This is a genomic window from Candidatus Pelagibacter sp. PS_16 (assembly GCF_059417965.1).
The window spans coordinates 1,197,347-1,214,660 of sequence record NZ_CM182074.1 but is presented as its reverse complement, the minus strand read 5'-3'; the positions used below and the strand labels follow the sequence as shown (position 1 = coordinate 1,214,660).

Annotated in this window: 17 protein-coding genes; 16 read left to right on the top strand and 1 reads right to left on the bottom strand. The window is 30.7% G+C overall.

Annotation, left to right across the window (positions count from 1 at the left end; genetic code table 11):
- Positions 1–146 precede the first annotated feature (146 nt).
- The 14 genes from ccmC (at position 147) to AC5SL0_RS06320 (ending at position 13,415) form a co-directional block, all read left to right on the top strand.
- Positions 147–857, top strand: a complete 711-nt coding sequence (gene ccmC, locus AC5SL0_RS06385) for a heme ABC transporter permease CcmC (RefSeq protein WP_271626513.1) — start codon at positions 147–149, stop codon at positions 855–857.
- Entirely contained in the window at positions 854–1,081 is a 228-nt protein-coding gene (locus AC5SL0_RS06380) for a heme exporter protein CcmD (RefSeq protein ID WP_011281601.1), read from the top strand. Before ccmC ends, AC5SL0_RS06380 begins: the two co-directional genes overlap by 4 nt.
- Positions 1,082–1,091: 10 nt before the next feature.
- Positions 1,092–1,511 (top strand): cytochrome c maturation protein CcmE, encoded by a 420-nt coding sequence (gene ccmE, locus AC5SL0_RS06375; RefSeq protein WP_011281600.1) that lies wholly within the window; start codon positions 1,092–1,094, stop codon positions 1,509–1,511.
- Between the two features lies 1 nt (position 1,512).
- Complete coding sequence (locus AC5SL0_RS06370; protein WP_494618151.1) at positions 1,513–3,390, top strand: heme lyase CcmF/NrfE family subunit; 1,878 nt, start codon at positions 1,513–1,515, stop codon at positions 3,388–3,390.
- Positions 3,387–3,908: a DsbE family thiol:disulfide interchange protein gene (locus tag AC5SL0_RS06365; RefSeq protein ID WP_494587289.1), complete on the top strand. Its 522-nt coding sequence runs from the start codon at positions 3,387–3,389 to the stop codon at positions 3,906–3,908. Before AC5SL0_RS06370 ends, AC5SL0_RS06365 begins: the two co-directional genes overlap by 4 nt.
- Positions 3,905–4,267, top strand: coding sequence for a cytochrome c-type biogenesis protein (locus AC5SL0_RS06360; RefSeq protein WP_494618150.1), 363 nt, complete (start codon positions 3,905–3,907; stop codon positions 4,265–4,267). Before AC5SL0_RS06365 ends, AC5SL0_RS06360 begins: the two co-directional genes overlap by 4 nt.
- A 16-nt stretch (positions 4,268–4,283) precedes the next feature.
- A complete protein-coding gene (locus tag AC5SL0_RS06355; RefSeq protein ID WP_494618149.1) occupies positions 4,284–4,793 on the top strand; it encodes an acyloxyacyl hydrolase in 510 nt (169 codons plus the stop codon).
- Between the two features lie 8 nt (positions 4,794–4,801).
- Complete coding sequence (locus AC5SL0_RS06350; RefSeq protein ID WP_494618148.1) at positions 4,802–5,953, top strand: alpha-hydroxy acid oxidase; 1,152 nt, start codon at positions 4,802–4,804, stop codon at positions 5,951–5,953.
- 73 nt (positions 5,954–6,026) lie between these two features.
- The gene (locus AC5SL0_RS06345) at positions 6,027–7,190 is read left to right on the top strand and encodes a pyridoxal phosphate-dependent aminotransferase (RefSeq protein WP_494618147.1); all 1,164 of its coding nucleotides are present in this window, start codon (positions 6,027–6,029) and stop codon (positions 7,188–7,190) included.
- A gap of 5 nt (positions 7,191–7,195) precedes the next feature.
- Positions 7,196–8,692 (top strand): FAD-linked oxidase C-terminal domain-containing protein, encoded by a 1,497-nt coding sequence (locus AC5SL0_RS06340; protein WP_494618146.1) that lies wholly within the window; start codon positions 7,196–7,198, stop codon positions 8,690–8,692.
- The gene (locus AC5SL0_RS06335; protein WP_494618145.1) at positions 8,658–9,926 is read left to right on the top strand and encodes an FAD-binding protein; all 1,269 of its coding nucleotides are present in this window, start codon (positions 8,658–8,660) and stop codon (positions 9,924–9,926) included. The genes AC5SL0_RS06340 and AC5SL0_RS06335 overlap by 35 nt, the downstream gene beginning before the upstream one ends.
- The gene (gene glcF, locus AC5SL0_RS06330; protein ID WP_494618144.1) at positions 9,926–11,221 is read left to right on the top strand and encodes a glycolate oxidase subunit GlcF; all 1,296 of its coding nucleotides are present in this window, start codon (positions 9,926–9,928) and stop codon (positions 11,219–11,221) included. The genes AC5SL0_RS06335 and glcF overlap by 1 nt, the downstream gene beginning before the upstream one ends.
- A 2-nt stretch (positions 11,222–11,223) precedes the next feature.
- Positions 11,224–12,177, top strand: a complete 954-nt coding sequence (locus tag AC5SL0_RS06325; RefSeq protein WP_271564564.1) for a 2-hydroxyacid dehydrogenase — start codon at positions 11,224–11,226, stop codon at positions 12,175–12,177.
- A 20-nt stretch (positions 12,178–12,197) separates the two neighbouring features.
- Positions 12,198–13,415, top strand: coding sequence for an MFS transporter (locus tag AC5SL0_RS06320; RefSeq protein WP_494618142.1), 1,218 nt, complete (start codon positions 12,198–12,200; stop codon positions 13,413–13,415).
- Here the strand turns inward: AC5SL0_RS06320 and AC5SL0_RS06315 are convergent.
- Entirely contained in the window at positions 13,412–14,515 is a 1,104-nt protein-coding gene (locus tag AC5SL0_RS06315) for a GAF domain-containing protein (protein WP_494618141.1), read from the bottom strand. The genes AC5SL0_RS06320 and AC5SL0_RS06315 overlap by 4 nt on opposite strands.
- 157 nt (positions 14,516–14,672) lie before the next feature.
- Here AC5SL0_RS06315 and AC5SL0_RS06310 point away from each other — a divergent pair, with 157 nt between their 5' ends.
- Both AC5SL0_RS06310 and AC5SL0_RS06305 read left to right on the top strand, forming a co-directional pair.
- Positions 14,673–15,734 carry an NAD(P)-dependent alcohol dehydrogenase gene (locus AC5SL0_RS06310; protein ID WP_494618140.1) on the top strand — a complete coding sequence of 354 codons (1,062 nt, stop codon included), beginning with the start codon at positions 14,673–14,675 and terminating at the stop codon, positions 15,732–15,734.
- A gap of 21 nt (positions 15,735–15,755) precedes the next feature.
- Positions 15,756–17,291 (top strand): type 2 periplasmic-binding domain-containing protein, encoded by a 1,536-nt coding sequence (locus AC5SL0_RS06305; protein ID WP_271520219.1) that lies wholly within the window; start codon positions 15,756–15,758, stop codon positions 17,289–17,291.
- The last annotated feature ends 23 nt before the right edge of the window (positions 17,292–17,314 follow it).

Below are 17,314 nucleotides of genomic sequence, written 5' to 3'. Positions count from 1 at the left end.
ATATATAGTTGCTATCTATATTCATGTTCTGATCAAGAGTGTTAAATAACGTTTTTATCATTATTGACTCCCTCTGCATTCTTGATCAGGATGATCTTCCATAAAAAAAATTAAATTATCTTTTTTTTAATATATATAATTTAAGAATGTTTAAATATTTTGAACCTAATAAAATTTTTGCAATAACCTCTAAAGCACCAAAGTACGTTCTATTTTTATTTATTATTGTCCTAACAATTGGTTTATCAGAAGCGCTTATACTTTCACCTGAGGATTATAAACAAAGTGATGCAGTAAGAATTATGTATGTTCATGTGCCAGCTGCATGGATATCACTTGGAATATTTACAAGTTTAGCTTTTTTGTCTGTTGGAAGTTTTGTTTTTAAAAATAAAAATTTTGCATTAATTGCTAAAAGTTTAGCACCTTCTGGATTCATCTTTAATATTATAGCATTAGTTACAGGATCAATTTGGGGAAAACCAACTTGGGGTACTTGGTGGGCTTGGGATGCAAGAATAACTTCTATGTTAATTTTAGCCTTGTTTTATGGAATGTATTTATTAGCTTGGAGAATTTATGAGGACAAAGAACAAGTAATAAAAGTTACATCTTTGATTGCAATTTTAGGAGTGGTAAATGTTCCCATCATTAAATTTTCTGTAGACTGGTGGAACACGTTACATCAACCAGCTTCAATTAATATTTTATCAACCAACACAGCAATTCACCCATCAATGTTAGTCCCATTGGGCATTATGACTGCGGCATTTGCCCTTTTTTCATTACTCATTTTTTTGATGAAATATAATACCGAACTGATAAAAGTTAAAAATAAAGGATTAGATAGATTATGATAAATGAAATAATTTCAATGAATGGATATGGAGCTTACGTTTGGTCAGCTTTTTCATTTACATTGATTAGTTTTACAGCCCTGTACTTTGTAACTAAATTACAACTTTCAAAAGAGCAAAAAAGATTTGCTTCTAAATTTGGTTCTCTAAATGTTGAGAAAGCTAGAGCTGCAAGATCACAAAATATTAATAGAGAAATATTATCCAATACATCAAATATTTAACTAATAAACCATGTATGGTAAAAAGGTTAAATTACGATTTATATTCTTAGCTTTAATCTTAGCCTCAGTAATTTTAACAGTTTTTTTAGTTTTACAATCATTAAAAGAAAACGTTGTATATTTTCAGTCTCCGTCTGAAATAAAATCTTTAATAGAATTAAATAAAAAAAAAATAAGAGTGGGTGGGATGGTTAAAGAACAATCGATTTTTATAGATTCTGATAAAGTTAATTTTGTCATTACTGACTTTAAAAATGAAATTAATATTGTCTATACAGGGGCAGTCCCTAATTTATTTGCTGAAGGAAAAGGAGTGGTTGCTGAAGGTTTTTTAAAAGATAAGAATTATTTTACAGCTACTAAAATTTTAGCAAAACATGATGAAAATTATATGCCCCCAGAAGTTAAAGAAGCCTTAGGAGATAAATAAATTGCTAGCTAATCAGATAGGTTATTATTCTTTAATTTTAGGGTTGTTACTTTCGGTATTGCTTTGTGGAGTTTCAATTAAAGACTTCAATAAAACTAATAAGCAGATTAACCAAAATATATTATCTCTATCATTTCTACAGTTAGTTTTTGTAATTGTGAGTTTTTTGAGCTTGATTGTATCTTTTATAAACTCAGACTTTAGTAATGAGACTGTTTTTAATAATTCTCACACAACCAAACCATTATTCTATAAAATCTCAGGAACTTGGGGAAACCATGAAGGAAGTTTGTTATTATGGTTATTAGTATTAACTTTATTTATTTTTTTGTTTTTAATTAAATCAAGAGAGCAGCCTAAAAAATATAGAATTTTAACTTTATTATTTCAGCAAATAATAATTATCGGGTTTTTCTTATTTGTATTAATGACATCTAATCCTTTTAATTATTTATTTCCAATTCCTAATGAAGGCCTTGGTCTTAACCCAATTTTACAAGATCCAGCATTAGCAATTCATCCCCCAATTTTATATTTAGGTTATGTTGGCACCTCTATAATATTTTCATCATCTCTTGCTGCAGTTACACAAAATTATGTCACCAAAGAATGGGGGCAGCATATTAAAAAATGGGTTTTAGTTTCTTGGATTTTTCTAACTATTGGAATTATGCTTGGATCAATTTGGGCATATTACGAACTAGGATGGGGAGGTTTTTGGTTTTGGGACCCAGTTGAAAATGTTTCTTTAATGCCATGGCTAACACTAACTGCATTATTGCATTGCATTGTAGTGTTAGAAAGAAGAGCATCACTAACATCTTGGGCCGTTGTACTGTCCATCACAACATTCACCCTAAGTATGTGTGGAACTTTTTTAGTAAGATCAGGAATATTAAATTCTGTACATACATTTGCTAATGATCCTGCAAGAGGTATTTTTATATTAATATTTTTATTTGCACTAATTGTCTTATCGTTAGGAATATTTTTTATATTTCACAAAGAAAATAATAAAAGCTCAAATAATTTTTTTTGGCTTAGTAGAGAAACTTCCATCTTAATAAACAATTGGTTTATGATGTATTTTTTAGCTGTTGTTTTAATAGGTACGGTATATCCAATTTTTCTAGATGTAATATCTAGTGAAAAAATATCAGTTGGGCCTCCTTTTTATCAAAAATTAATTGTTCCTTTTTTAATACCATTTCTATTATTTATGTCTCTTGGACCAAGACTTAAATGGATTAAATCAAAAATTGAAAATAAGAACTTACTTATTATCACATTTATAATTTCGGTAATGTTAACCTTTTTTATTATAAAAAATTTAACTGCTGACTTACTTTTTTATACAGTTTTAATTTCAGCTGCTTTTTTTCTTTTCTTTGCCACTTTAAAAGAATTATTTATTAAAAAATTTAATAATATCTCTCAAACTGTTTCACACTTTGGTTTTAGTTTATTAATATTAAGTATTCTATTTAATAGTATTTTATCCTCAGAAATTATAACCAACATAAAAATTGGTGAAAGATATGATTATAATAAAGGTGAAATTTTTTTTAAAAAGATAGAAGAAAGAAATGAAAGTAATTTTAACTCCATCATTGCCTCTTTTGAAATAAAAGACAAAAATGGCAAAACTATAGAATTAAAACCTGAGATTAGAATTTATAATCAGCCTATAATTATTACTAGTGAAGCAGATATAAGAACAACACTATTAGAGGACAAGTTTTTAGTAATGAATCTTGTAAAGGGTAATGAATATTTTAATATTAGATATCAAGTAAAACCATTTATGGTTTGGATATGGATATCAGTTTTATTGTTAAGTCTTGGTGGATTAATGAGTTTATTTAAAAGAGAGATATGAAAAATAAGTTTAGCTTATTTGTTATAGTTATTTTTTTAAGCTTTTGTTTTGTTATTTTTTATAAAGGATTAAATACTCCAAATAACTACACACCCAAGGTTAATGAAAAAAAAAATATCCCAACCTTTAAAGCAAAAGACTTTTATTCAAATAATTATGTAAATTCAGATAACATTTTTGAAGAGAACACCTTTTATATTGTAAATATTTGGGCTTCCTGGTGTGTACCTTGTAGAACAGAACACCCCTTATTAATGCAACTAAGTAAAAACCAATCAATTAAACTAATTGGATTAAATTATAGAGACAATTTTAATAATGCAAAAAAATTTATTAATGACCTTGGCAATCCATATTCAAGAATTTTAATTGATAAAGATGGAACTCTAGGAGTTGAATTTGGAGCTTATGGAGTTCCAGAAACTTTTTTAATAGATAAAAATAAAGATATAATCAAAAAATTTGTTGGTCCAATCAATCAAGAAATTGTTAGTGAAATTAAATTAATTATTAAATGAAAGTATTAAAAATATTTATAATCCTATTTGTAGTTGCAAACTTTTCAGAGTTAAAATCAGCTGAAACAAATGATATTTTAAAGAATAAAATTTTAAAGAATGTTCGTTGTTTAATTTGTCAAGGTCAGTCAGTATACGATTCTGAATCAGAGTTTGCTTCTAGCATCAAATTAATTGTTGATAGAAAAATTAATGAAGGATTAAAAGAAAAACAAATATATCAATTTTTAAGAGAAAAATATGGTGACTGGGTAATTTTTGACCCCCAATTAAACAAAAACACATATGTTTTATGGTTATTACCATTATTGTTATTTTTGTTTGGTGGTGCAATAATATATAACAATAATATTAAATAAAAATAACAAAATTTAAATGAAACATTACAAGTTGATATCAAGATTTATTTTTATCATTTTCTTCAGCCTATTATCTTCAGTTGTTTATGCTGAAGAAAATAGTTCTAAATTTAATGTTTATTCTGGAATGTTTGATTTCAGTGATACTGGTAAAAAATCAACATTAATTGGATTTCAACATCAAAATGAGGATTTAAATAGAGATACTTTTTTAGGTAATATTTCTCCCATAACAGGTGCATTAGTGACTGCAGACTCTGCTGCATATATTTATACAGGTGTTCAGGCACAATATAAGCTAGGTAAAATTAATTTTACACCAAGCTTTGCACCAGGATTATACAGTAAGGGTGATGGTAAAGATCTTGGTCATTTTCTAGAATTTAAAAGTGAATTACAAATTTCAGTAGACTTTGTTAGTAATAGTCAACTTGGTTTTTCTTATAATCATCTTTCTAATGCAAGCTTAGGAACAAAAAATCCTGGTGTAAATAGTTATATGTTTAACTTTTTTAAAACATTTTAACTTAATTAATGAACCTAAAAGACTGCTATAATTTTAATGACTTTAGAAAGTTAGCAAAAAAACGATTACCTTCTCCAATTTTTCACTACATTGATGGTGGTGCAGATGATGAAAAAACCTTAAAAAGAAATACAGATTCTTTTGATGATTGTGATTTAATTCCAAATATTCTTGCTAGTGTTGGTAAACCAGATCTTTCAACAACTGTTTTTGGAAAAAAAATTGATATGCCAATTTTTCTTTCACCAACTGCAATGCAAAGACTTTACCATCATGAAGGTGACAAAGCCTCAGCAAGAGCCGCTGAAAAATTTGGAACCTTTTATAGTATGTCTACAATGGCTAACAATACTATTGAAGAGGTTGCTGATATTTCAAATGGACCAAAATTATTTCAATTATATGTTCATAAAGATCAATCAATTACCGATGACTTAATAGATAGATGTCGAGTGTCTGGTTTTAATGGTATGTGTCTAACAGTTGATACATTAGTTGCTGGAAATAGAGAAAGAGATCACAGAACTGGTTTTACTACTCCTCCAAAATTGACACTTCAAAGCTTAATGAGTTTTGCTATGCGACCTGAATGGGTATTTAATTATTTTACTCATAAAAAATTTGAATTATCCAACGTTAAAAATAAAACAGATAAAGGAACCAATATTTCAAAATCAGTTATCGAATATATCAATGAACAATATGATCCAGCCATGAATTGGAAGGATGCAGAATATTGTGTAAAAAGATGGAACGGCCCATTTGCTCTTAAAGGTGTAATGTCGGTTGAAGATGCAAAAAGAGCAATAGATATTGGCTGTACAGCAATAATGATTTCAAATCATGGGGGTAGACAATTAGATGGTTCAAGATCACCCTTTGACCAAGTTAATGCAATTAGAGAGGCTGTTGGTGATAAATTAGAGATTATTTTAGATGGCGGTGTAAGACGTGGAACTCATGTTTTAAAAGCTTTAGCAGCTGGTGCAACGGCATGCAGTTTTGGAAAAATGTTTTTATTTGCTTTAAGTGCTGGGGGTCAACCAGGTGTGGAACGTCTATTGCAAAACATGCATGATGAAATTAATAGAAATATGGTATTAATGGGTTGTAAGACTTTAAGAGAATTAGATATGTCAAAATTAATTTATAGAAAATAGTTTTTACTTATCAAAATTATATATAAAAAAAATAAATTAAATTATAGAATATTGATATTAGAATTAAATTATTATGAAATTAGCAAAAAATTTACAAAGACTAGGAACTGAATCTGCATTTAGTGTTTTAGCTGAAGCAAAAAAATTAGAAGCACAAGGCAAACCAATGATCCACTTAGGTTTAGGTCAGCCTGATTTTAAGACACCCCAACACGTAGTAGATGCTGCAAAAAAAGCATTAGATGAGGGTCATCATGGATATGTTTTATCAAACGGAATTTTAGAGTGCAGACAAGCTGTTACTAGAAAAATTAAAAAACTTTATAATAAGGATATTGACCCTGAAAGAGTATTGATAATGCCAGGTGGGAAACCAACAATGTATTATGCGATACAATGTTTTGGTGAACCTGGTGCAGAAATTATACATCCAACACCAGCATTCCCAATATATGAATCAATGATTAATTATACAGGCTCAACTGCAGTGCCTTATGACTTAACAGAAGATAAAGATTTAAAATTTGATCCAGAAAAAATTCTATCTTTAATTACAGATAAAACTAGATTGTTAATATTAATTAACCCTAATAATCCAACGGGAAGTTTTGTTGAAAAATCTGCAATAGATGTTTTAGCAGAAGGGTTAAAAAAACATCCTCATGTAGTAATCCTAAGCGATGAAATATATAGTAGACAAATTTATGATGGAAAAGAAATGCCAACATTTTTTAATTACCCTGATCTGCAAGATAGATTAATTGTTTTAGATGGTTGGAGCAAAGCTTACGCCATGACAGGTTGGAGAATGGGATGGAGTGTGTGGCCAGAAGAATTAATACCACATGTAAACAGACTAATTATTAATAGTGTTTCATGTGTTAATGCTCCGTCACAATTTGCAGGAATTGCAGCTTTAGATGGACCAGATGATGCAATCCATGAAATGATGGTAAAATTCGATCAAAGAAGGAAATTGATTCACGAAGGTTTAAATAGTTTACCAGGTGTGGAATGCAGTTTACCAGGAGGAGCCTTTTATGCATTTCCTAAAGTTATTGGAACAGGAATGAATGGTTCAGAATTTGCAAAAAAATGTATGCATGAAGCAGGAGTAGCAATAGTTCCAGGAACAGCTTTTGGTAAAACTTGCCAAGATTACGTAAGATTTAGCTATGCAGCTTCACAAGACAACATATCTAACGCATTGGAAAACATCAAAAAAATGCTAGGCTAAGACTAATGAGTGAATTAGTTCTGCCAAAGATTGACAAAGCAACGATCAATAAAAAAGAATATATTTTTAAAAATCTTGCCAAAATTATCAATCCAGAAAATGTTTTAAGTCATGCAGATGATATTAAACCATATGAAACTGATGCATTAGCAGCTTACACGCAAACACCACTCGCTGTTGTGATGCCAGAAAACACTGAAGAAGTAAGTAACATTTTAAAGTTTTGTCACAAAGAAAATATTAAAGTTGTACCAAGAGGTGCTGGCACTGGTCTTTCAGGGGGAGCTCTACCTTTAAATGATGCAATTTTATTAAGTCTTGGAAAATTTAACAAAATTATAGAAATTGATTTTGAAAATAAATGTGTAGTAACCCAACCTGGTGTAACAAACTTAGGAATAACACATGCCGTACAACATAAAAATTTTTACTATGCACCAGACCCATCAAGTCAACTTGCATGCTCAATAGGGGGTAATGTTGCTGAAAATTCTGGAGGCGTCCATTCTCTAAAATATGGAACAACAACTAATAATATTTTAGGTGTTGAAATGGTAATGATGGATGGAACAGTTTGTAGAGTTGGTGGAAAAACTCTTGATCAAGAAGGGTATGATCTAATGGGATTAATTTGTGGTTCAGAAGGATTATTAGGAGTGATTACTGAAGTGACAGTAAAAATTTTAAAAAACCCTCAAGTAGTTAAAGCAGCGCTAATAGGCTTTCCAACAATTGAAGAAGGTGGAAACGCAGCATCAGAAATAATTTCAAGTGGAATTGTTCCAGCAGGTATGGAAATAATGGATAAAGCTTTGATAGAAGCAACAGATAATTTTAGTAAAGCAGGATATCCAAGAGATGCGGAACTTTTATTAATTGTAGAATTAGATGGAACCGAATCTGAGGTAGATGAATTATTAAAACAGGTGAGAGGTATTTGTGAAAAAAATAATTGCTCAAGTTTAAAATTAAGTAAAAATGAAAAAGAAAGACTATCATTTTGGGCGGGAAGGAAAGCAGCATTTCCAGCATGTGGAGCTATGGCACCAGATTATTATTGTATGGACGGATCCATACCAAGAGGAAAACTTGCGGAAGCTTTACTTGAAATAAAAAGACTTTCTGAAAAATATGAGTTGCCAGTAGCAAATTGTTTTCATGCAGGAGATGGAAATTTACATCCATTAATAATGTTTGATGGAAGTGATAAAGAGCAATTAAGAAAAACAGAAGAATTTGGAGCTGAAATACTAAAGACGTGTGTGAGATTAGGTGGAGTGATCACTGGAGAGCATGGAGTTGGAGTTGAAAAAAGAGAACTGATGTGTGAGATGTTTAATAATACAGATATTCAACAACAATTAGATATTAAAAAATCGCTAGATGAAAAAAATTTACTAAACCCTGGAAAAGTTTATCCAATATTAAGAAAATGTGCAGAGGAAGGAAGGGTACATGTCCACAGAAATGAAGAAAAATTCCCAGATCTTCCAAGATTCTAATAATACTTATTATCCAGAAGATGAACTTCAAGTTTCAAATATAGTTCAAGAGCTTTATAAAAAAAACCAACCAACAGAAATAATTGGTACAGGTTCAAAAAATTTTATTGGTAACAACATTCAATCTGCAAAAAAACTATCTATGTCTAAGTTGTCAGGTGTAATTGAGTATTTGCCTGAAGAACTATATATTAAGGTTAAAGCTAACACGCCATTAGAGTTAGTTGAAAAGGAGTTAGAAAAAAACAATCAAGAACTAGCTTTTGAGCCTATTGATTTTGGATTTATTGAAAATGGAAAATCAAATAAGGGCACCATTGCAGGCCATTTAGCTTGTAACTTTGCTGGCTCTCGAAGATTTAAAGTAGGAAGTTTAAGAGATCACATATTAGGTTTTAGAGGTGTGAATGGTAAAGGAGATATAATTAAATCAGGTGGGACAGTTGTAAAAAATGTTACAGGTTATGACCTATCAAAACTAGTAACAGGATCTTTTGGAACTTTAGTTGCTTTAACTGAAATAACATTAAAGGTTCTACCTAAAAAAAAATTATCTAATACAATTACTATACATACTGATGATAAAAAATTAGTTAAAAATTTATTTGATAAGATATCTAGTTCAAGTAGCGAAGTCTCTGGAGCTGTTTATATTCCTGAAGAACCCAAAGATGAAAATTATGACCAAAACAAAGAGATGGTCTTTAAATTTAATGACTTAAAATACAAAGGTTCATTTTTAGCAATAAGAATAGAAGGAGATAAAATTTCAATAGATGAAAAATTAAAAGCTTTAACAAATGAACTGGAGCTTAGTAAGCTGAATACAACAGTTTTAGATGTTCATCAATCAACACCTTTTTGGAAAAAAATAAATAATCTTGAAATATTCAAATCAACAAAGAATAACCTTTTAAGAGTAGTAGTGCCTCCTTCGAAAGGCCCTAAGTTGATGCAATTCTTAGGTAATAAGTATAAATATTACATTGATTGGTGTGGCTCATTATATTGGATAGAGGTTCAATCAAAAAAGAACTCTAAGGTTAGCGATATTAAAAAATTGACCAAAGAATTAGGTGGTTATTTAACTATCATAAAGACATCGGATGAATATGATTACGAAGAAACAATTTTTACAGTAGACGATACAAGACTTTTAATATCAGAAAAGATCAAAAAAAGTTTTGATCCTAAAAGAATTTTTAATCCTGGAAAAATGTATAGAGGAATTTAATGCAAACAAACTTTACTGAAAAACAATTAAAAGACAGTGACAATGCTGCAACAGAAAAAATTTTTAAAAAGTGTGTTCATTGTGGTTTTTGTAATGCAACTTGTCCAACCCATCAAATATTTGGTGACGAATTAGATGGACCGCGAGGAAGAATTTATTTGATTAAAGATATGTTGGAAAATCAAAAAAAGCCAACAGCAAAAACTGTAAAACATATAGATAGATGTTTGTCTTGCTATAGCTGCATGACCACTTGTCCTGCTGGAGTAAATTATATGCACATCATTGATCATGGTAAAAAATATATTGAAAAAAACTATGAAAGATCTTTTTTTGATAGAACAATTAGAAATTTTTTATCAGTAGTGTTACCAAATACAGGATACTTCAGATTAGCAAGTTATATGGTTAAATTAGCTAAACCTTTTCAATTTTTAATGCCATTAAAAATAAAAGATATGATGAATTTGATGCCGACAAGTTTTCCAAAAAAAACAATAAAACAAAAAGAAACTTATTCCGCAACTGGTAAAAATAAAATTGCAAGAGTTGCTCTTTTAACTGGATGTGTTCAAAAAGAAATTTCTCCTCAAATTAATGAGGCAACAATCAGACTTTTAAATAGACATGGAGTTGAAGTAGTTGTGCCTAAAAAGATCAGATGTTGTGGATCATTAAATCATCATTTGGGAAAAGAAGATGACGCGCACCAAGATTTTAGAAATAATATTAATACTTGGTATGACGAACATCAAAAAGGAAATTTAGACGCTATTTTATCAAATACTTCTGGCTGTGGAACTACCATGAAAGACTATGGTTTCATTTTTAAAGATGATGAAGAAATGAAAAAGAAAGCAAAAGTGATTTCTGATTTAACAAAAGATGTTTCTGAATATTTAGATACTAATTTAAAATTAAATTTTAAAGTAAAAGATAAGAAGTACAAAATTGCTTATCATTCTGCATGTTCAATGCAACATGGACAAAAAGTACACAGTCAACCCATGTCATTACTTTCAAAAACAAATAATGAAATTATGGAAATTCCAGAAGGCCACATCTGTTGTGGATCTGCTGGAACTTATAATATTTTGCAAACTGAAATTGCTAAAGAACTATTAAGTAAAAAAGTAAAAAATATTGAAAGTTTGAAACCAGATTTTATATCAACTGGAAATATTGGTTGTATTACTCAAATTTCTAATGGAACGAAAACTCCAATTTTACATACCATTGAGATATTAGATTGGTATACTGGTGGCCCAAAACCAAAAATATTACAAAAAAACTAACTATGAAAAAAATTCTAATTACACGAAGATTGTTAAAAGAATCTGAAGACAAAGCTTCAAAAATATTTGATGCAAAATTTAATGGCAATGATGAATTATATTCTCAATCAAAGCTTATCGAATTAAGTGAAGGTCATGATGCAATATTAACTTCTTTAACTGATAAAATGGATGAAGAGACCATAAACAAACTTCCAGACAGTATTAAGGTAATTTCTAATTTTGCAGTTGGATTTGGGAACATTGATTTAGAAGCAGCAAAAAAAAGAGGAATAGCTGTAACTAATACACCAGAAGTTTTATCTGATGCCACAGCTGAGATTGGAATTTTATTAATTCTTGGAGCATGTAGAAGAGTTCCAGAGGGCATTCAGGCTGCAAAAGAAAGTAGCTGGAAATGGTCTGCAGATTATTTGATAGGAAAGCAGTTAACTGGTACGAGGCTTGGAATTTTAGGAATGGGGAGAATAGGTCAAAAGATTGCAAAAATTGCAAAATCTTTAGGAATGATTATTCACTATCACAACAGATCAAAATTAAGTGACGAAAAAGAACAAGGTGCCATTTATCATGATAGCATTAAAAGTCTTTTTGGAGTTTCAGATGTATTGTCAATTTGTTGCCCCGCAACAAAAGAAACAGAAAATTTAATTAATAAAGAAACATTAGAATATTTTCCAACAGGTGCGGTTATAACAAATGTAGCTCGTGGAGACATTGTTGAAGATGAAGCTTTAATAGATGCATTAAATAGAAGAAAAATCTATGCAGCAGGACTTGATGTTTATAAGGGTGAGCCAAATTTAAATCCAGGCTATCTGAAGATTAAAAGTGTTTTTATTTTGCCTCACCTTGGAAGTGCCACTAAGCACACAAGAATTGCTATGGCCAATCTAGCCATAGACAATATTGATGAGTTTTTCAAAACAGGAAATTGCAAAAATAAAGTAAATTAATTTCTTTATAATTTTTAATTATGAATAAAGTTATTTTACCAAAACAAAAAGCAATAACTATATTTTTAGTATTTGCTCTTGGTTATTATATCTCTAATTTACTAAGAGCAATCACGGCAACTATTTCACCTAATCTTATATCAGAGTTTGATTTATCAGCTGGTGACTTAGGACTTTTGGGAGGTGGATATTTTTTAGGCTTTGCTGCTGTTCAAATTCCATTAGGTTATTTATTAGATAATAAGGGACCAAAAAAAATAGTATCATATTTTTTACTTATAGCTGTATTGGGTATGATTTCATTTTCTTTATCAGAAAATTTTATTACTCTTTTAATATCAAGAATTTTAATTGGAATAGGCGTAGGTGCTTGTTTGATGGGGCCACTTACTGCATATAGAATTTGGTATCAAGACGAAACACAGCAAAGAGCAAATTCATGGATGTTAATGGTGGGCGCAATTGGAATGCTCTCTTCTAGTTTGCCTGTACAATTTTTTTTACCAATAATTGGATGGAGAATGATATTTATCACTTTAGCTCTATTAACCATATTTTGTATTATCTTAATTATTTTTTTTATACCTAATTGGAATAAAGCAAATATTCAAAGTAACTCAAATGATAATGGTTCTTTAAAAGAAATTTGGAACAATAGTTTTTTTAAAAGCTTAGTTCCAATGGGATTTTTTAATTATGGCGGATTGTTTGCTATTCAGACACTTTGGGCAGGACCATGGATGATTAAAGTTTCAGGATATACACCCGAACAAAGTGCAAATGGTCTTTTCTTAATTTATTTTTCTCTCTTAATATCATTCCTATCTTGGGGCTATTTAGTTCCTAAAATTTCAAAAAATGTTTCAGATGCGATAAGATTATTGAAGTTTGGTGCACCGTTAAATTTAATTGTTCTAACTTTTATAATTTATCTTGGACCTAAAGCAGGAGCATATCACTGGGCTTTTTTTGCTGTAAGTTCTGTTTTTTTATCCTTAACCCAACCAGCAGTAGGTATGGCTTTTTCACTTTCAAATGCAGGAAAAGCACTAACATCATTTAACTTACTTTTATTTGTTGGTGCTTTTGTACTTCAGTGGGTAATCGGAATTTTGATAGATTATTCTATGAGTTTAGGATTTTCAGAGATTATTGGTTTCAAAGTTGCAATGATGTTTTTTTTAATTACTTCTTTTTTTTCTTACTTATTTTTTCTAATTAAAAATTATAAGAACTAGCTATTATTTATATGTTTATAAATAGTTGTTCGAGAAACACCCAATTTACGTGATACAGAGCTTATATTAGCATTATTTAGATAAGCATTTCTGATTAAAATACATCTATCTTTTTTAAATTTAGAATCTCTGCAAAAATTACATGCCTGTATTTCTTTTTCAGATTCGCTTCTGCTATTTTTGTAGGAAGTATTTTTTTTAAAATTTTGAACTTTAATTATAAATACCGAAGAACCCATATGGTCTGTAATTTTTATAATTTTATTTTGTAATAAATCACCAGCAATTGAAGAAAATGATGAAGAAAAAATATTATTAAAAGATTCATTTTTTAGAGTTTTTAAACCATGCAACATAATTCTTGCATTTGAGTTTGTTCCAATTATTAAACCATCCCCATTAATAGCTAAAAGACCAACACTATTAGTTGTTAGGTATTCTTGTCGTGGATGAAAAGATAAAATCATTTCATTGCTAAAATGATTTAAAAATAATTTCGTTTCTATACTTTTTGTTGCAAGTTTAACAAGGGCAAGAGTGTGTTGTTCTCTTGAGTGAGCATCTGTTGATGCATCAATTATGCCTATTGTCCTTCCATCATAATTTAATATTGGACTCGCAAAACAAGATAATTTTCCATGTGAATCAAAAAAGTGTTCTTTACCAGAAACGATAGCAGATTTATTTAAAGTAACTACTTGACCCAATCCGTTGGTTCCTCCAAATTCTTCTCTCCAAATTGATCCAGGTATTACAACTCTTCCTACACTACTTTTAAGAGAAGTTTTGTCATAAATTGTATCTAAAACATTACCTTTGTTGTCTGAATAGGCTACCATAAAATTTGTTCCTGCAATTTGTGAATAAAGAAGTTCTAACTCAGGATTAACAAGGTTTCTTACAATGTCATTTTTATCTCTCAATTCACTTAATTCTCTTGAAGATAAAACATTTAATTCAGGTTTCCCCGATGGATCCAAGTCATTTTGAATACATCTTTTCCAACTATCAGTAACATCTTTAGGGACTTCCGTTGATAGCATTCCTCTTTCTTTAGCTAGAGAATTTAACTCTTGATCAATTGATCTTAAATTTACCATTTAAAATCTTAAACATTAATTTTATGTAATTCAACAATTAACCACAGGTTGTATTTGTAAACTTTATGAACATAATTTTAATCTGAGACACTTATATAAAGGTTTTTATTTAAGTAGGTTTTGAAATTAGAAAATTAAAAAAGAAAGCAAAAATATTATGAAAGCACAAGTTTTACACAAATATAACCCTAAAATGGATGAAAAGGTTTGGGTTACAGAGCAAGAAATGCCAGATCCAAAATTAGAAAAATCATCAGATGTTATTGTCAAAATTGGTGCTGCTGGAGTTTGCAGAACTGATTTACATATTATCGAAGGTGTGTGGGAACATATTCAAGATCCTAAAGGAGATTTATTACCCATGGTTATGGGTCATGAAAATGCAGGTTGGGTTGAAGAAGTAGGTAAAGATGTTGTTGGATTTAAAAAAGGTGACCCAGTAATTTTGCACCCAATTATTTCAGGAACAGATGGAACTTGTTTAAGCTGCCGTAGAGGCTTGGATCAGCATGCTGAAGAGGGAGCATTTCCTGGTTTAAATATTAAAGAAGGTGGGTATGCAGAATTACTTAAAACAAGTGTTCGTAATTTAATTAAACTGCCTACAATTTTAGCACCAAAAGATGTAGCACCCTTTTCTGATGCTGGACTAACTGCTTATAGAGTTGTTAAAAAAGCTACTAGACATTTATTACCAGGTCAAACATGTATAATTATTGGTGCTGGTGGACTTGGCCATATTGCAATTCAATGTTTAAAAGCAATGTGTGCTGCAAATATTATTATTGTTGAAAAATCTGCTGAAGCCTTAAAACATGCAATGTCACTTGGTGGTGATGAGGGGGTTTTAATTGATGGAAATGAAGTTGAAAGAGTTCTAGAGCTTACCAAAGGTAAAGGTGGCGAGGCTGTAATCGATTTTGTTGGTGAAAAAGGATCCACTGCAATGGGTATTAAAATGACAGCAGGAAGTGGATACTATTATATCGTTGGCTATGGTGAAGAAATCAGAGTTCTAGCTGTCGATGTAATTATTTCAGAAAAAACAATTGTTGGAAATTTAGTGGGAACGTGGTCTGAGTTATATGAACTGATGGAGTTAGCTAACAAAGGGTTAGTTACGCTTTCTATGCAAGAGTATAAATTAGGCGATGCTAATAAAGCGCTTCATGATCTTAACGAAGGTAAAGTTAAGGGAAGAGCCGTTTTAGTTCCATAATAATAAATAAAGGAGAGAGTAATGAAAATAATAAAAACTTGCCTAAGTGCTATGATATCAGGAATTCTGATATTTAGTCCAGCTTATGCAGATAAGTGGAGTGATCAATTTCCACATATCAAAGCAACAGGAGATATTTCTGGTGACTGTTCTTATGAAGAGATTTCAAAAAAGAACTACAAAGGAAAAACTCTAAAAATAAATACGCACGCAGTTCCAGTAATTGGACAGCCTACAGCTCTTCATGCTGAACAGTTTGCAAAACTAACAGGCGCAACAGTTGATGTAACACATACACCTGCAGGTGATTTGTATGCAAAAGCTATGGTTCCTTTTAAAGCTGGTCAAGCTCCATACGATATCGTATTTGGCTTTTCTAACTTTATAAATGACTGGAGACAATATTTAGCACCAGTTCCAAAAAAATACATGAACACAAAAGAGATGAAAGACGTTACAAAATCTCATGTGGGTGTTTCTTCTTGGGATGGAACTATGTACCAATATCCAGTTGATGGAGACAGACATTATCTAAAATACAGAAAAGACGTAATAGATAATCCTGAAATGCAAAAAAAATACAAAGCAGACACTGGTAAAGAGTTAAAAGTTCCTACAACTTGGAAAGAATATGGCGAAATGGCCAAATACTTTAACGGTTGGGACTGGGATGGAGATGGAGAAAAAGAATACGGTTCAGCTGAAGTTATGAAAAAAGACGACTTAATGTTTGCAGCTTTTTTCAGTAGATCAGTGGCGTATGCTAAAAACCCTAGAACTCCAGGTGGTTTCTTTTTTGATTTAGAAACTATGAAACCAAATGTTAACAATCCAGGGTTTGTTGAAGCTTTAACTGACTGGGTAGAAGCTACTAAGTATGTTCCTCCAGGAGGAATTAACTTTGGACTAGGTGATGAAATTGGATCATTTGGTGGTGGACAAACTCTATTTAGTTTTTCATGGGATGATGCTTTTATTGCAGCGATGCAAGATGACAGTCCTATTAAAAATAAAGTAGGTACAGCTCCCCTTCCAGGCGCAGATAAAGTTTGGAACAGAGTATCTGGAAAATGGGATAACAAATATAACCAAGCACCGTACATCGTATGGGGTTGGGCAGTAGGTGTTGCTAAGAAAAGTAAAGTACAAGAGATGGCGTTTGACTATCTATGTTTCTTTTCTAACGGAGCAAACCACCAAGCTGACTTAGCTATTGGTAACTTTGGAGTAAATCCATTTAAAAACTCTGATTTTGATCCAAAACTTTACACAGAGACTATGGGTTGGGATAAAGAGATTGCGGAATCATACACTAAAACACTTAAAGACATGGAAAAAAGTAAAAATAGAGTTTTCCCTTTAAGAGTTCGTGGTGTGTTTGAATTCACTAGTGCAGTTGCAACTGGAACTTCTAAGGCTTTAGCTGGTCAGCTATCTCCTCAAGAAGCTTTAGATGAAGTTGCTAAAGAGTGGGAAGCAATTGTCAAAAGAGTTGGTAAATCAGCAGTACAAGAAGATTATGCTGTTGGTGTCAAAATGGAAGACAACAAGTTATAAAAATAAATTTATATGGCCACTTT

What these genes read in the sequence shown, in the direction of transcription:
- AC5SL0_RS06360 (WP_494618150.1), top strand. Translation starts at nt 3,905, where the DNA reads ATGAAAGTATTAAAAATATTTATAATCCTATTTGTAGTTGCAAACTTT.
- AC5SL0_RS06380 (WP_011281601.1), top strand. Translation starts at nt 854, where the DNA reads ATGATAAATGAAATAATTTCAATGAATGGATATGGAGCTTACGTTTGG.
- AC5SL0_RS06350 (WP_494618148.1), top strand. Translation starts at nt 4,802, where the DNA reads ATGAACCTAAAAGACTGCTATAATTTTAATGACTTTAGAAAGTTAGCA.
- AC5SL0_RS06355 (WP_494618149.1), top strand. Translation starts at nt 4,284, where the DNA reads ATGAAACATTACAAGTTGATATCAAGATTTATTTTTATCATTTTCTTC.
- ccmE (WP_011281600.1), top strand. Translation starts at nt 1,092, where the DNA reads ATGTATGGTAAAAAGGTTAAATTACGATTTATATTCTTAGCTTTAATC.
- AC5SL0_RS06315 (WP_494618141.1), bottom strand. Translation starts at nt 14,515, where the DNA reads ATGGTAAATTTAAGATCAATTGATCAAGAGTTAAATTCTCTAGCTAAA.
- AC5SL0_RS06305 (WP_271520219.1), top strand. Translation starts at nt 15,756, where the DNA reads ATGAAAATAATAAAAACTTGCCTAAGTGCTATGATATCAGGAATTCTG.
- ccmC (WP_271626513.1), top strand. Translation starts at nt 147, where the DNA reads ATGTTTAAATATTTTGAACCTAATAAAATTTTTGCAATAACCTCTAAA.
- glcF (WP_494618144.1), top strand. Translation starts at nt 9,926, where the DNA reads ATGCAAACAAACTTTACTGAAAAACAATTAAAAGACAGTGACAATGCT.
- AC5SL0_RS06320 (WP_494618142.1), top strand. Translation starts at nt 12,198, where the DNA reads ATGAATAAAGTTATTTTACCAAAACAAAAAGCAATAACTATATTTTTA.
- AC5SL0_RS06310 (WP_494618140.1), top strand. Translation starts at nt 14,673, where the DNA reads ATGAAAGCACAAGTTTTACACAAATATAACCCTAAAATGGATGAAAAG.
- AC5SL0_RS06345 (WP_494618147.1), top strand. Translation starts at nt 6,027, where the DNA reads ATGAAATTAGCAAAAAATTTACAAAGACTAGGAACTGAATCTGCATTT.
- AC5SL0_RS06340 (WP_494618146.1), top strand. Translation starts at nt 7,196, where the DNA reads ATGAGTGAATTAGTTCTGCCAAAGATTGACAAAGCAACGATCAATAAA.
- AC5SL0_RS06335 (WP_494618145.1), top strand. Translation starts at nt 8,658, where the DNA reads ATGAAGAAAAATTCCCAGATCTTCCAAGATTCTAATAATACTTATTAT.
- AC5SL0_RS06365 (WP_494587289.1), top strand. Translation starts at nt 3,387, where the DNA reads ATGAAAAATAAGTTTAGCTTATTTGTTATAGTTATTTTTTTAAGCTTT.
- AC5SL0_RS06325 (WP_271564564.1), top strand. Translation starts at nt 11,224, where the DNA reads ATGAAAAAAATTCTAATTACACGAAGATTGTTAAAAGAATCTGAAGAC.